This window comes from Mucilaginibacter sp. (assembly GCF_035492695.1).
In the GTDB taxonomy this organism is placed as follows: domain Bacteria; phylum Bacteroidota; class Bacteroidia; order Sphingobacteriales; family Sphingobacteriaceae; genus Mucilaginibacter.
The window spans coordinates 233293-246876 of the sequence record NZ_DATJJC010000032.1 but is presented as its reverse complement, the minus strand read 5'-3'; the positions used below and the strand labels follow the sequence as shown (position 1 = coordinate 246876).

11 protein-coding genes are annotated in these 13584 nt (G+C 46.1%); 4 read left to right on the top strand and 7 right to left on the bottom strand.

The features are described from left to right. Positions 1-120 precede the first annotated feature (120 nt). Positions 121-519, bottom strand: a complete 399-nt coding sequence (locus VL525_RS20060) for an OsmC family protein (RefSeq protein WP_325389008.1) — start codon at positions 517-519, stop codon at positions 121-123. Between the two features lie 507 nt (positions 520-1026). Then, positions 1027-1575 (bottom strand): hypothetical protein, encoded by a 549-nt coding sequence (locus VL525_RS20055; protein WP_325389006.1) that lies wholly within the window; start codon positions 1573-1575, stop codon positions 1027-1029. A gap of 314 nt (positions 1576-1889) precedes the next feature. Here VL525_RS20055 and VL525_RS20050 point away from each other — a divergent pair, with 314 nt between their 5' ends. The 3 genes from VL525_RS20050 to VL525_RS20040 all read left to right on the top strand — a co-directional run bounded on the left by VL525_RS20050 (position 1890) and on the right by VL525_RS20040 (position 7118). Beyond that, a complete protein-coding gene (locus VL525_RS20050; protein ID WP_325389004.1) occupies positions 1890-2951 on the top strand; it encodes a sensor histidine kinase in 1062 nt (353 codons plus the stop codon). After that, on the top strand, positions 2944-3654 hold the full coding sequence (locus tag VL525_RS20045; protein WP_325389002.1) for a LytTR family DNA-binding domain-containing protein: 711 nt from the start codon (positions 2944-2946) through the stop codon (positions 3652-3654). The genes VL525_RS20050 and VL525_RS20045 overlap by 8 nt, the downstream gene beginning before the upstream one ends. A gap of 194 nt (positions 3655-3848) precedes the next feature. Further along, positions 3849-7118: a CHAT domain-containing tetratricopeptide repeat protein gene (locus VL525_RS20040; RefSeq protein ID WP_325389000.1), complete on the top strand. Its 3270-nt coding sequence runs from the start codon at positions 3849-3851 to the stop codon at positions 7116-7118. Between the two features lie 2 nt (positions 7119-7120). On the opposite strand, the gene VL525_RS20035 is transcribed toward VL525_RS20040, so the two are convergent. From VL525_RS20035 to VL525_RS20015, 5 genes are all read right to left on the bottom strand, one after another. Continuing rightward, positions 7121-7867: a hypothetical protein gene (locus VL525_RS20035; protein ID WP_325388998.1), complete on the bottom strand. Its 747-nt coding sequence runs from the start codon at positions 7865-7867 to the stop codon at positions 7121-7123. A 1-nt stretch (position 7868) separates the two neighbouring features. Further along, complete coding sequence (locus VL525_RS20030) at positions 7869-8423, bottom strand: sigma-70 family RNA polymerase sigma factor (protein WP_325388996.1); 555 nt, start codon at positions 8421-8423, stop codon at positions 7869-7871. Positions 8424-8643: 220 nt separating this feature from the next. After that, the gene (locus VL525_RS20025) at positions 8644-9420 is read right to left on the bottom strand and encodes a GLPGLI family protein (protein WP_325388994.1); all 777 of its coding nucleotides are present in this window, start codon (positions 9418-9420) and stop codon (positions 8644-8646) included. A 4-nt stretch (positions 9421-9424) separates the two neighbouring features. After that, positions 9425-12235, bottom strand: a complete 2811-nt coding sequence (locus VL525_RS20020; protein WP_325388992.1) for an outer membrane beta-barrel protein — start codon at positions 12233-12235, stop codon at positions 9425-9427. 97 nt (positions 12236-12332) lie between these two features. Further along, positions 12333-13013: a family 16 glycoside hydrolase gene (locus VL525_RS20015; protein WP_325388990.1), complete on the bottom strand. Its 681-nt coding sequence runs from the start codon at positions 13011-13013 to the stop codon at positions 12333-12335. 170 nt (positions 13014-13183) lie between these two features. Between VL525_RS20015 and VL525_RS20010 the strand changes: the two genes are divergently transcribed. Then, positions 13184-13561, top strand: coding sequence for a hypothetical protein (locus VL525_RS20010; RefSeq protein WP_325388988.1), 378 nt, complete (start codon positions 13184-13186; stop codon positions 13559-13561). Positions 13562-13584 lie beyond the last annotated feature (23 nt).

The following is a 13584-nucleotide window of genomic DNA, read 5'->3' as shown; positions in this document are numbered from 1 at the left end:
ATAGCAATATTTCCTAATAAGAAATATTGATTTTTCTTTTCGGGAAATATCAAATCGTTTGAAATGCGGATTTTGACGGACTTGTTATCAATAGGGTAACAAAACCATGCTGCCGTTAAGTTACTTCACCAATTTCACCGTAAGCCCTTTTCTTAGCGTATTATGTATCTCCGCCACCTGGTCGGTGTGGGCTATCAATGCTTGCACTTCTTCATCCGGAGCGTCCGACAGGACTGTTGCCCTGTAGTGAAAATCAGAACCCGGTTCGCCCTCGGCGCCAAATTCGCTCATAAATTCAACTTCCACGCCGGTAACTTCAATATTTCTTTTGGCAGCTTCACGATAAATATCATTGCAAAAACATGTCGCCAGAGAAAGCATTAACAACTCTCCGCCATTAATTGACGAACCAAAGCCCGATGATCTTACCGCGATATTTATTTCTTTTGCCGAATCGTTGGTTTGCACACTTACGTCGTGCTTGTTGAGGGCGCTTTTTATACTGGCGGATATTTTCATGTCCGCAAATATAAATCAATCTTACTGCACCATAATATACCAATGCCCCATTATCAAATTACCAGGCTTACGCCTTTGTATTATCTACGGCCACCAGATGCGTTCATCACCAGTTGCGTTCAGCTATTTAAACATAACTATTGCACAGCATTTCACCATGTTTCTATTTGATCAGATTATCTGCTGCGCCATGTCCGACTATGGCTCCCTGCCAAACGGCAGGGAGATAGTCTTTCCCAAAACAGGCCATTTACATAGAGATATCTTTCGCAGCCTGCAGCAATTTGATTCCTAATAGCTTGCGGATAAAAAATGTCGTCAAAAAGTTACTTTTGATTTTGGTATGGTTTGCTCCCCGTAAAAAAGAATCCCCGCGCGGCAGCCGGCCTCTGGCTACCGCAGCAGGGATCTCAGTCAACCATCAAACTAACCGTCACAGGAGATCCAGGGTTTCGGTTATATTATTCTCTATAGATGTCGGGGCAAATAAACAGGGGACGGGCTAAGCTACTTTTTGCCACCCCCGAAGAAGACGTCAATGCTAAAGGCGGCATAACTTGCATTATGACCAACAACGTTATAAGCGGCCGCCATCCTGAAATGCCCCGCCTCGAACCCAACCCGCGGAAAGAAGCCAAAGCTGGAAGCACTGGCGGCGAGTACTACATTGCCATTGGAACCGCTAACGGCCTGTTGCGAAAAAATGCCGGCACCGGCGCCGCCAAATGGCCTGAACCCTGTTTTGGCGAAATAATATTCGATAGACGGGCAATAGGACGTTAAAAGCGAGACATGCGTTTTGGTACTTCCCGCAGTTACGTCCTGGTAACCAAGGCCGGCGCCTTCAAACCGGAAGCCTACTGCCAGGTCGTCCGATAAACGGTAGTGCGGCTCGACGGCAAATGTGACACCTGCCTTTGTGCCCCCGCCGTTGCCGGCCGAAGGAATGGCGTAACCGAGGCCAATATCAACTTTAAACGCGTGGTATGTAGTTGATTGCGCATTAACAAAAAATGTAATGCCGGCGAATGCTGTGAGTAATAGTAATTTTTTCATGATCTGGTGTTTTTAAGGTGGTATTTGATACTTTTCTTGGCTGTTTTATTATCAGTAGTGATTGTTAGGGGGTATGGCGGCAGGGGGGGTATTGCTTTTCATGTTTTGTCAAATCGATAATGGAGTGCTATTTTTTAAAAACTCGTTGATGATCAGTTATTTGCTATCTAAAATATGCGAATTATCATCTGCTGTTTTCGACTTTATATAACCTGACCTAAATACTTGACCATAGGATTTAAATACTTGACGTAATGAAATTGCTACCTCGCGGAATGATTGTAAATTGCCTTTACAATCAACACTTAGTTTAGATGGCCCCTAAAGCAACGGGATGGTTCAGGAAACACAAATTGCTGCACGTGCTGATGTGGACCCTCGTAATGGCATTCTCGTTTCTTGCCTATTATAACCCCGCCGCCAGTATTTTTTCCCAGGTGGCTAATGTTGTAGTGGTGAGCGCATTTCAAACTATCCCGTTCTACTTTTCGGCCTATGTGCTGGTCCCCCGTTTGCTTTACCGCAGGAAATTCGCCGCGTTCATCATTTCATTTATCGTTTTGGTTATTGGCATGGGGCTAACCACCTTGTTTTTTACAAGGATAGTAGACCACCTGACGACGCATACCGGGAAGATCATTCCCGATTGGAAGATAATGGGCCCGTCGGTCGACCTGTTTGTCTGGAACAGCATACTTGCCGCGTTTGGCGCCAGCGGGTTAAAAATATTGTCCGACCGGTTCCGTATGGAAAAAAGACTCGTCGAAGTGGAAAAGGAGAAGATCCAAACCGAACTTTCATTCCTCCGTTCGCAGATCAATCCACACTTCCTTTTCAACGTGATGAACACCATCTATTTCCAGATAGAAAAAACAAACGCCGACGCGCGCCTGTCGGTCGAGAAGTTTTCGGAGATGCTGCGCTACCAGCTTTATGAATGTACAACCGACAAGATACAGATACAAAAGGAGCTGCTTTACATACAAAATTATGTGGCCATCCAAACCCTGCGAATGGAGAAGGAATCGGACGTCAGCTTAATGATCGATGATGAAATGGGCGACTTCCTGGTAGCCCCGCTACTGATATTGCCCATCGTGGAAAATGCGTTTAAGCACGTCTCAAATTTTAAAGAAGCCGCCAGGAATAAAATACACCTTACGGTTAAAAGCCAGGATGAGAAAACCTTTTTTGTAGAGGCGGTAAATACCTATGACCAGTCTGACGGGCAAAAACACTTGTTGCAAACGGGCGGCCTCGGCATTCAAAACCTGCAGCGCAGGCTCGAACTGCTTTACCCGGGAAGGCATGAATTGAATATCAGCAAGAATACTGATACCTACCAAACTATTCTTAAACTACAGTACGATGATTAATTGTCTGGTTGTAGACGATGAACCTATAGCCCGTAACGGCATGCTCGAATATATCGAACAGGTAGAGTTTTTGCACGCGGTGGCTGTATGTAAAAATGCGATAGAAGCAAGTACGGCGCTTCAAAACAACACGGTCGACCTTGTATTTCTCGATATCCAAATGCCCAAAATAACCGGGATCGATTTTCTGAAGAATTTACCAACCCCTCCGCTGGTTGTCTTCACCACGGCTTTTCCTGAGTATGCCATTGAGGGGTATGAACTGAACGTACTGGATTATTTATTAAAGCCCATCAGTTTCGAGCGCTTTTTTAAGGCGGTATTAAAGGCGCAGGCCCAGCTGAATTTTAAAGTAAAACACGACCTGCTTACCACCGATTCCTATTTTTTTATCAAATCGAACCAAAAACTCGAAAAAATATTGATCGTAGATATTTTGTATGCCGAGGCTTTGTCCAATTACGTTATCCTGCATACAAAAAGTAAAAAACATATTGTGTACATGAGTTTTAAGGACATGGCAAGCCAGTTGCCGCCGGGCCATTTCCTCAAGATCCATAAATCATTTATTGTGGCTATAAATGCAATACAGGCAATTGATAACAACGAGGTTATATTGACGAACAATACACTTCCTATCAGTAAAAGCTACCGTGCGTCGGTGATGGATAGTATCGGTAAAAATCTTTTTAAAAGGTTGTAGAATAAAGAAGCCGGCAGCCTTGGGGAAGCCGCCGGCGTCAACCAACTAACTAAACAAACCTTATTTGGCCCTTATACCAGCTAATAGCAGTTGCATAGCAGATGTCGTCAGGAAAGGAGAATTATTTTAAAAAGGCGTCGGGTAAGGCTTGGTAATTTTTCATAAATTTAAAGGAGCGAACCTTTCAGCATCAAATGAACAACCTAAGCACGCGCAATTACCTGTTGGGCATAGTGATATTACTATGTTTTGCGGCGGCGTGCCATCAACCGGCTCAAAAAAATAATGGTAAGCCGGCAACTATAGCCGGTATTGATGACGAGTTCTATAACCGCGGAAACACAGTCCGCGTATTTGAACTGGCTTCGTCAGCGGCAAATAATTACCGTCAGCAAAAAGCATTGAAGCAGGAGGCGCAAAGCCTGCTCAGGATGGCGGACGCAAAGCTGGCACAAGGCAATTATCCGCTCGCTTCCCAATATATTGATAGCGCAAAACAAATTGATCGCCACCTTAGCGACGATTCGCTTGCAACCGGGGCATATATGCTGCAGGGGCAGTTATATACGGCCCGCCTCAAACCCGACTCGGCTAAGCTGGCGTTCGTCGAAGCGGAGAAACTGGTACCGGATGCTGCTTACAAAGTAAAGCTTCTTTTGCTGCGTATCGGTTTGTATAAGCAAATACACCAGGTAGAGAAGGTGGATAGTTTAAGTCGGCTGGCTATGGGCTACCCGGGCCTTAAAGATCTTAAAAAGGGTTATTACTATGCGCTTGCCCTGGCAAATCGCATCCAGTTTTTTAATGATAACGGCAGTCCGGATAGTGCGTTCAGTTTGTCGGCAAAACTTAAAAGTGTGGTGGAGCAAAACTTCCCCGGCAACAATTACCTGCGAGCCTTGCTTTACCAGGCTTTCGCCCGCTCTGGACTCAATAATATGGATTATGATGAGCCGCTAAAGAATGCCCGCGTAGAATTGGAATATGCGCGTCAATGCGGCAACGCTACGACCCTGTTCAATGCGTATTACGATGTTCAGCAGGCCTATACCAACAAACAGGACCATAAGAATGCGCTGCTGTACGCGGATAGCATGGCCTTTGTTCGCGAAGCTTCCTTCCCGGTGACAAGCAGCGGTGCCAACCTGGTCAATATCACTTATACCCGTATATTTACTAATACGCATGATTACAGTAAGGCCAAGTTTTACGCTCGCAAAAGCATCGCGTTGAATAAGGCGATGTTCGGAGACAGCAGCGCCGAACTTAGCCGCAGTTATTCCCTGTTGGGCAACCTGTACTCGGACGAAGGTAAGTTCGATTCGATGCTGTATTATAGCCGGAAAGTGCTTAAAATAAGACAAGCCATTTACCCGAAAGATCACCTGCAGATAGCCTTTTGCCTTGACGATATTGCCCGCACCTATAATAACATGGATAAAGGCGCCCTTGCCTTACCTTATCAGAAAGAGGTAGAACGCATCTACCTGAAAAATTATGGTCCGGCGCACAGCTACATGGCGTGGGCCTATGATGCTGAAGCCGACTCATATGCCCAAATGCACCAGTTTGATAAGGCGGTCGAATATAATGATCGTGCGCTCGGTTTATTCATCCCCGATGTCGCAAAGGATACGGCAGCAATTAACCGCACCTCCGGGATACCTTTTGATACTTATATCCCCGATTACCTTACCAGCAGGGTGGTGATGTATACCAACAGGGCTATAAATTCCAGGGAAAAGTCTGATAAGATCAAATACCTAAAAGAAGCTTATCGCGTTGCCGACGCCACCGACAAGTACATGCAAAGCTATACCCGGCATTTCGATTCGCCCGAGAATGTTTCAACGGCCTACCAGCGGATGTATGATTACTATAAAATTTGCGCCGATATTGCCTACCGCCTGTACCAGCTCACCGGCGAGGACAGGTATCGTAACAGTGTGCTCAACTACGCCGAGAATAAACGGGGGGCCTTCCTGCGCAGCAGCATACTCAACTCAAAAGCCATTCATTTTTCGGGTGTGCCCGATGTGGTTATAAAGGAAGAAGCTGCTGTCCGCAGTGCCGTTACCGCTGCCGCAGGCAGGGATGTGCCGAAGTCAAAAAAAGAAAGCGTCAATAAAGCCTACCAGCAATTTTTGGACAGGCTCGCCGCCAGGTACAGCAATTATTATCGCCTCAAATATCTGCCTTACCAGCTAAACGAAAAGGAAATACAACAATGGTTGCCTAACGATTCCACCGCCTTTGCCGAATACCTGTTCAGCAAGGAGCGCATTTATATTTTGGTGACCACCAAAAGCAAAAGCTCGGTAATTGGCCTGGAGCATAAAGATTCTGTAGTGGCGCAGATAGGCAACCTGCGCGAATTGCTAAAAACCGGCGACGCAAAAAAATATTATCAGGAAGCCTATGCGGTTTACAGCAACCTGGTGCAGCCGCTGGAGCAATATGTAAAGCCCGGCTCAAAGATCATCATCAGTGCCGACGGGCCGCTGTCGACCTTAAGCTTCGAGGCCCTGCCAACCAGGCCCAAACCTGCAGGCAACAATTTCGACGCGCGCGATTTCCTATTCAATAAATATAATTTCAGTTATGCGGTATCGGCATTTTCGCTGTTAAACCCATTTAATAAGGCGGATAGCACGGCAGAAAAAAAGCAGGTTTATTTTTCGGCGCCGGGTTTTGACGATGGCTTAAAGGATGATTACAAGCGCTACGTAACCAGTCATCGCCAACTGCCGGACAACGAATACCTCTCTTACCTGTACCAGCCGTTCATGCTGCAACTGGGCAGCCAACTGGCCGGCAAATGGAAGGTGAGGGAGGAGATGGGCCGCCACGCAACTGAATCTGATTTTAAATCGGGGGCGCCCGGTAACAACATTGTGCAGGTTGGTTCGCACGCTATTTTGAACGATATCGACCCCATGCGGTCGTGCCTGGTGTTTGCAAAAGAACTGACGACCGATAAAGATGCTAACGATGGTTATTTGTATTCCTCCGAAATATATAACCAAAAGATCAACGCCGACCTGGTGGTACTCACCGCGTGCGAAACGGGCGGCGGCCTTTACAAGGAAGGGGAGGGCATGATGTCGCTTTCGTACAGCTTTGAATATGCCGGCTGCAAAAGCGCCATCATGAGCCTTTGGCCCATCGATGAAAAAGCCGCTTCGGACATTACGGCAAATTTCTATAAGCACGTTGCCCTTGGAGAAAGTACATCCGATGCGCTATACCACGCCAAAAAGGATTTTTTGAGTTCTGCCGACGGCGGCCTGGTGAACCCGTTCTACTGGAGCGGGTTGGTATTGCTTGGACAGAATGAGAAGATACAGCTCGAAGAAAACAGCAGTTTAGCAAAATACGGCGGCTGGCTTTTGCTGATCAGTGTTGCTGCCGCTATTAGCGCTGTTGGTTTTATCAAATGGCGCCGCCGCAGCCTTGCTGCCTGAAACTATTTTAACTGTGCCAGTATTTCACCTGCTTTGGCGGCGTAGTCTGAACCGGAACTTTTCAATTCCGTCAGCAGTTTTTTCGCGTCGGCAGGTTTGTTTTGATGTATCAGTATCAGCGCCGAGTACCATTTAGCCTTTATCCCAAGTTCACTTCCTGCCGGTTGGCTTATTGCCGATAATAATTGCAGGGCGCTGTCCTCATTTTTAAGCCTTACCTGGCAAAGCGCATCATAGTATTTCAAAGTATCATTTTGCGGCTTATCAAACAGCAATTTGCTGAATTTACCTTCGGCGGTTTTATAATCGCCCGATTTATAGTAAACCATAGCATCGTCAAAAGGCGTTGCCGAATTATCCATAAGCGAAGGGGCGCCGGCATCGTCCTTGAAATTAGCGGCGAATATTTTATCGTTGACGAACGAGCCGCCCGATCTGAACAGGAACACACCTATGATAATACCCGCTACCACGGCGGCAGCGGCTATCCAGCCAAAAAGTTTACGCACGTTATTCCTGCCGGGAATAGCTACCGCTTTTTTTTCAACGGCTTCGTATTCCTGGTGTATGGCATCCAGTTGTTGTTTAATCGTTGCTATCTGCACCACTCTCGAAAGTTCGCGCTGCGCGGCCACTTCTTCGGCGAGTGCTTTATCCTTATTCGTTTCAAGCCCGAAAGCGGCTGCTTCAGCCTCGTCCATCCCGCCGTTTATAAATCTTACTATGTCTTCTGTATTATACTTGCTCATTTTATTTCCTCCCGCCGGTTCTTTTCAGGTAAAGCGTGCGCAACTTTTCAATGCATTTGTATTTCTCGTTCCGCATCGAGCTTATTTCGTACCCTGTTATCACGCTTATCTCCTTCATATTCTTCTTGTCGTAATAAAACAGCGACAATATCTGCCTGCACTTATCGGCCAGCGCCGAGAACATGCCCATAAACTCATCTATCTCCTCGCGCCTGATCATGTCGTTCAGCACTGTCCCGTCCATTATAACATCCATTTCTCCATCATCTGCTATTTCGATGAATTTGCCCTTGGCCCGCAATATCTCCATCCATTTGAATTTGCATATCGATCTGAAATAACCGTGCAGCATGGTTTCATTGGTATGGTTGTATTTGCCGGAGTGGATGTTGTCCCACAAGGCTATCACACCTTCCTGGAACAGGTCCTTCGCATCATCTTCCGAGCCGCTGTTTTTCAATACATATTGTTTAATAACCGAATAATGCGCCTTATAGATCTCCCGATAAGCCACATCACTATTCTTTAACAGTAGCTGGTATAAGTCAGATTGCATAGTGGTTGTAAGTACCTGCAATCTACCAAATTTTTATTTTGTAAGCTACTGTAAGGCTGTTTTATAGGTAATGGAGATTAGGAATAATATGTCGTCAAACCGGCACGAAAAATATTAGCCGGCAATAGGGGTTCTTTAACCACCGGTTACGGGGGCAATAAAAAAAGGCCCCTGTAAACTGTACAGGAGCCTGCTTTATTTAGATTTTTTTGATCGGCAATTACAACAGCAAAAACCCTTTGATATAAGTTTGCCCCCACTGTCCCCAATCCTTTGTGGCTTTCAGCAATGTTTCCCGGTACGACGCGTTGTCGGCAGCTTTTCCTTTTTTGGGTGGTACAACCGTATTCGGCGGCAGCGTGGTGTCGGTTACTTTGGTTGCAAACCAGGTAATATTTTCATGCGGCAGCGCCACACCCAGGATCATGCCCGGCAAGCCGCTGAAATTTTCCGGCCCGCCCGAAACTGGGATCTCAGTAGAGTAAAAAGCTACTACGTAAATCGAGTCGCACACAATGGCATTGGCCCTGCGGCAGTTGTAACCGGCTATTTCGCGGGTTTCGTCGGTTATTTTCCACCGTATCTTCCGCGTACTGTCTTTCACCAGGAAGGTCTCCTCAAAAACCTTTTTCTGGCTTACCTGGCTGTTGGTCGAAAGGTCGGTATAAATGACGTTGTTTTGTGTGGTCATGGGTTCATCGCCAAAGAAATTATTCGAGGTGGTTTCCGGCTCTATCGGGTTAAATATCGTTTTGTTGTTCGTGAACGACAAAGTGCTCTTCAATACTTTAAATTGCGGATTATTCTTCATGAAATTATCTACAAAAGGCTGCATAAAGGCTTCATTGTCCGGGTTGATCCTTTTCTTTAACAGGGCATACATATTCATGTTCCGGTTAAACTCTATGGTGCCCGATGTGGTAAAATGAGCGTGCTGGGCAAAAATCATATTGCCGGTAAGCAACAGCACGATAAAAATGATGAATGTGTGTTTCATAGCGTTATTTTTTTGGGGCACCCCCGCCAACGTGATTAAATTCCCATATAAATTCCACCAGGAAAAACCTTTTGATGGTGGTGTACCTGTCCTGTGTTATCAGGGTACCGCTCGATCCGCGGTCAAATCCCGAATTTTGATTCAGGATATCGTTGCAGGCCAGCGATAATTTAAAACTTTCCTCCTTGGTAAAGCTTTTTATGAGTTTGGCGTTCCACAACACCCGCGAATAGTCGGTCGGGAAGGTTTGTGTTTTCGAAGTGTATTGATAGTTTGCGTCCGAACTGATCTGGAATTTTCCCGGCAGGTACACGCCAAATTCGCCGTACCCCTGGAACCCATGCCCATTATTGCTGGTTTTTTGGAGCGACGAGCCCCCGGTGGTGTAAGTTGGGCCGAAATTAATGTTCACGTTGAACTTTTTCTCGGCATACCTTGATACCTGGAAACTTGGCGAGTAGGAGTTGGATGTTATAATATTCAGCTCGTTATTGGATAAGTTATAATTTTTGCTGCCGTTGGCATTCAGGTTCAGCCCTATTTGCAGGCCGGCTAATGGAATTTTCCGCCCGAAATATAAACCCCCATAATAGTTATAAGGCTTTTTATCCAGGTTAATGTATTGGGTAGTGGTACGGCCACGTATAATAGCAGTTGCCGAGGTATCTGTAACAGAACTGTTCACTATCGGGTTTGTTATGAATGAAAAGTTGCCGTAAATCCCCAGGTATTGGTCGGTCAATACCTTGTATGAATGATAATTGATACGGAAGTTATTAGTGAATGATGGGGTTAGATTGGGATTTCCCAGCACAATATTCAGCGGGTCGCTGTTCACCAGTACGGGTTGTATCTGGTCAACCGTCGGCTGGGTTGTTTTTCCGCTGTAATTAATGTTAAAGCCCGACTGTTTGGTAATGTCGTACCTGATGAAAGCCTGCGGCGCCCAGTTTACGAAAGTTCTTTTAAACTCGTCGCCTGTGTACAAGTTAGTTTGGTCGAAATTCACAAAGGTAACCTTGCTGCCAAAATTTAAGGTGACCTTGCCTTTTTTGTAATTTACTACGGCCCCGCCCTGGTTTGAAAGGTCGCTCAGTTTGTAGTCGTTGCTGTAAGTATTGTCAAGCACATTATATACGCCTGGTGCCGATTGGTTGAACGATTTCCGGTCGGCGCTGCTATTGGCTATGCCAAGCCCGTAATTAAATATCACCGAGGTAAACTTTGACAGGGGTTCGGTGTAGGTCATGTTACTATTCAGTACCGAACTTTTCAGGTCGTTTGTTTTATACTGATCCACTATACTATCGTGGCTGGTATTCGGGTTGTAAGTGTACGATGTAATGTCCGAATACAAGTTCCCTTTGGCGTTACTTTCATTGTAGCTTTCGCTGATGTTCCACGAAAACGTGCGGCCCTTCTTTTTGAACTTTTTAGTGTAGAATGCGCTGATATCAAATATTTTGGTATCCACGTTGTTTTTAACCTTCCTGATGTTATTGTTTACCAGGTTTCCGTCGCCATCGGTTGTAGAGGAGTGGTAATCGCTCAGTGTCTGGCTATTTTTTGATGTACCGTCTGCATATAACTTCAGGTCCGATGTGGTATCGATCTTCAGCTTATAGGTTGCGTCCAGTTTCTGCCTGAACAGGTAGTTATGATATTTCTGATCCGAATTGGTGTTTTGCACACCCGTAAGCGAATAGTTGTTTTGTGATATGTTATTGTCAGTGCCGTCCACCGTCAGCGATCCGATCTTGTAGTTCCCGTTCAGTGATTCCTTGTCGCCGTTCCACTTGGTATCATAGTGCGCGCCGCCTGTACGGGCTATCGGGATACCCTTGCCATCGTAGTTCCCGTTCCACGAGTCCAGGTCGTCGCCACCCCCGCTAAGAAACATTACGCCATCGTCAACTACCTGCACATTGTCGCTGCCCCCGCCGTACTTTTGACTGTCCTGCCATCCCAGGCCCGTTTTCCCGTCGTTGCCCACCGTGCCATATACTGAAAACTTTTGTTTCCCCTTAAACCGGTTAAAAAGTACCTGTCCCTGGTAATACCCATCGTTACCCGCACCCACGTCCGCCTTGCCGAAATAGCCGTTCTTTTTATCCTCTTTCAGTTTAATGTTAAGTGTCTTGGTGCGCTGGCCGTCGTCTATCCCCGTAAAAGTAGCCTGGTCGCTTTTTTTATCATACAGTTGTACTTTGTCCACCATGTCGGCGCGCAGGTTCTTGGTCACCAGGGTAGGGTCGTCGCCAAAAAATTCTTCGCCGTCCACCAGCACCTTGTTCACGGTTTCGCCCTGGGCGGTAATTTTACCGTCCTTATCCACCTGTATGCCGGGCAATTGCTTCAGCAGGTCCTCAACCTTGGCATTTGGCTGGGTAACAAAGGCACGGGCATTAAATTCAGTCGTGTCGCCTTTTATTTTGATCTGTGCCGCCGTTCCCTTTACGATCACTTCCTGCAGCAGGCGCGATTTCAGGTTCATATTGATATTGCCAAAACGGTGCTCCGGCTTCAATGAATCGAGGCTGAACGGTTCAACATAATCTGCATAATCGGGGTAGGATACCAGCAGGATAAATTTCCCTTTGGTAAGGCCGGCCATTGAAAATGCACCGTTTTCGGTAGTCCTGGTAAACTTGACCAATATCGAGTCTTTGGCTTCAAGTATGGCCACCGAGGCATTGCCAAGTTTTGCATGCTCAACACTATCGGCTATAACACCTTTTACAGCATAATTGCTTTGTGCGGATACGGATAACGAAATGAGGGAAAGAAACAGGCAGAGTAAGAGTGTTGATCGCATAAGGTAATGTTAGGAGCCCCTAAAGTAAAACTAAAAGCTTAGGATACAAACTGTCGGATTGTTAATTTATGTTAAAAAAAGTTAAATCGCTGGTTAATTAGTGGTTAGCAGGGCTGATTTTTATGTTCTTCCAATTGCCGTCCGAAGTATTGCCTACCCAATAGCCTATCATTTTGCCGTTGGTATGCACAAGTTCCTGTACCGTGAGCGATGGGGTAGCGTTGCCGTTCACAAATACTTTGACAATGTTACTCTGTATTTCTATCCTCGCGTGGAACCATTCGTTAGGTTCAGGCGCAGGCTCAACCGGCTTTTCGTATTGTCCGGGGTGTTCGGTGCGCAGTTTTTCCCAGTCGTACCCAGGCAAGGCGACATACTGCACGGCGTGGGATTTTCGGACATCATCCGAAGCTCTGAAATTGAACGGCCTGAAATAGATCACCTCAAAAGTTTTATTATCGGCGCCATGAAAAGCAATGCCGACAAAACTATGCTGAAGCACATCTTTGCCCTTAATGTCAACCTCAATGGTGCCCTCAGTAAACTGTGTCCCCTTTATCCACGCCACGCCATCATCATCTTTTGCGTCCAAATGTATCACCTGTGCGGCACCATCCATCCCAAGACTAACTGTACGGTTGACGGGCGCAAGGTCTTTTTCGGTAATGGTTTTCTGCTGCGCAAAGCAATTGGCAGTAACGCACAGGGCAATAATTGTAATAATGGCTTTCATGTTGGCCGGGTTGTGTTTGCGTACAGCCGTCAAGAAATATGCCATGGGTATAACTGGTTTATAGTCAGTATTTTCTATAAAGATGATGTCTTGTTTGTGTGCGGTTTTGATAAACTCGTGTTCGGTAACGAACAAGGCCCCCGGCCGGGCCTTACATGTCGGGGAAAACCGGCTGTAACCAAAACATTTTCAGCCTCCTGGCTATTTGATTGTTTATGGAATTAAGCACGCAGATAGTTTGGCTTTTTATACTCGCTATACCGATAGCTTGTATCGCCTGGACGGTTACGCATGAAGAAGTTTTTCGCGAACCACGGGAGTATTGCGTAAAACGCTGCCACGAAAGCAAAAGCCTGGCCGGGCGTAAGTTTTTTTATCTATTTACCTGCGAGTATTGTTTCAGCCATTATGTAACCGTTATTATGCTCCTCATCACAGGCTACCAGTTATTATACACCGGCTGGCGGGGCTATATCATAGCCGGGTTTTCACTGGTATTTATCGCTAATGTTTATATGAGTTTGTTCGCGCTTATCCGTACCGACCTTAAGAAAGTACGTTTGGAAGCTGAAAAGGAAGAGGAAAAGAAATAGATCATGGGCCCATGCTAATAAAG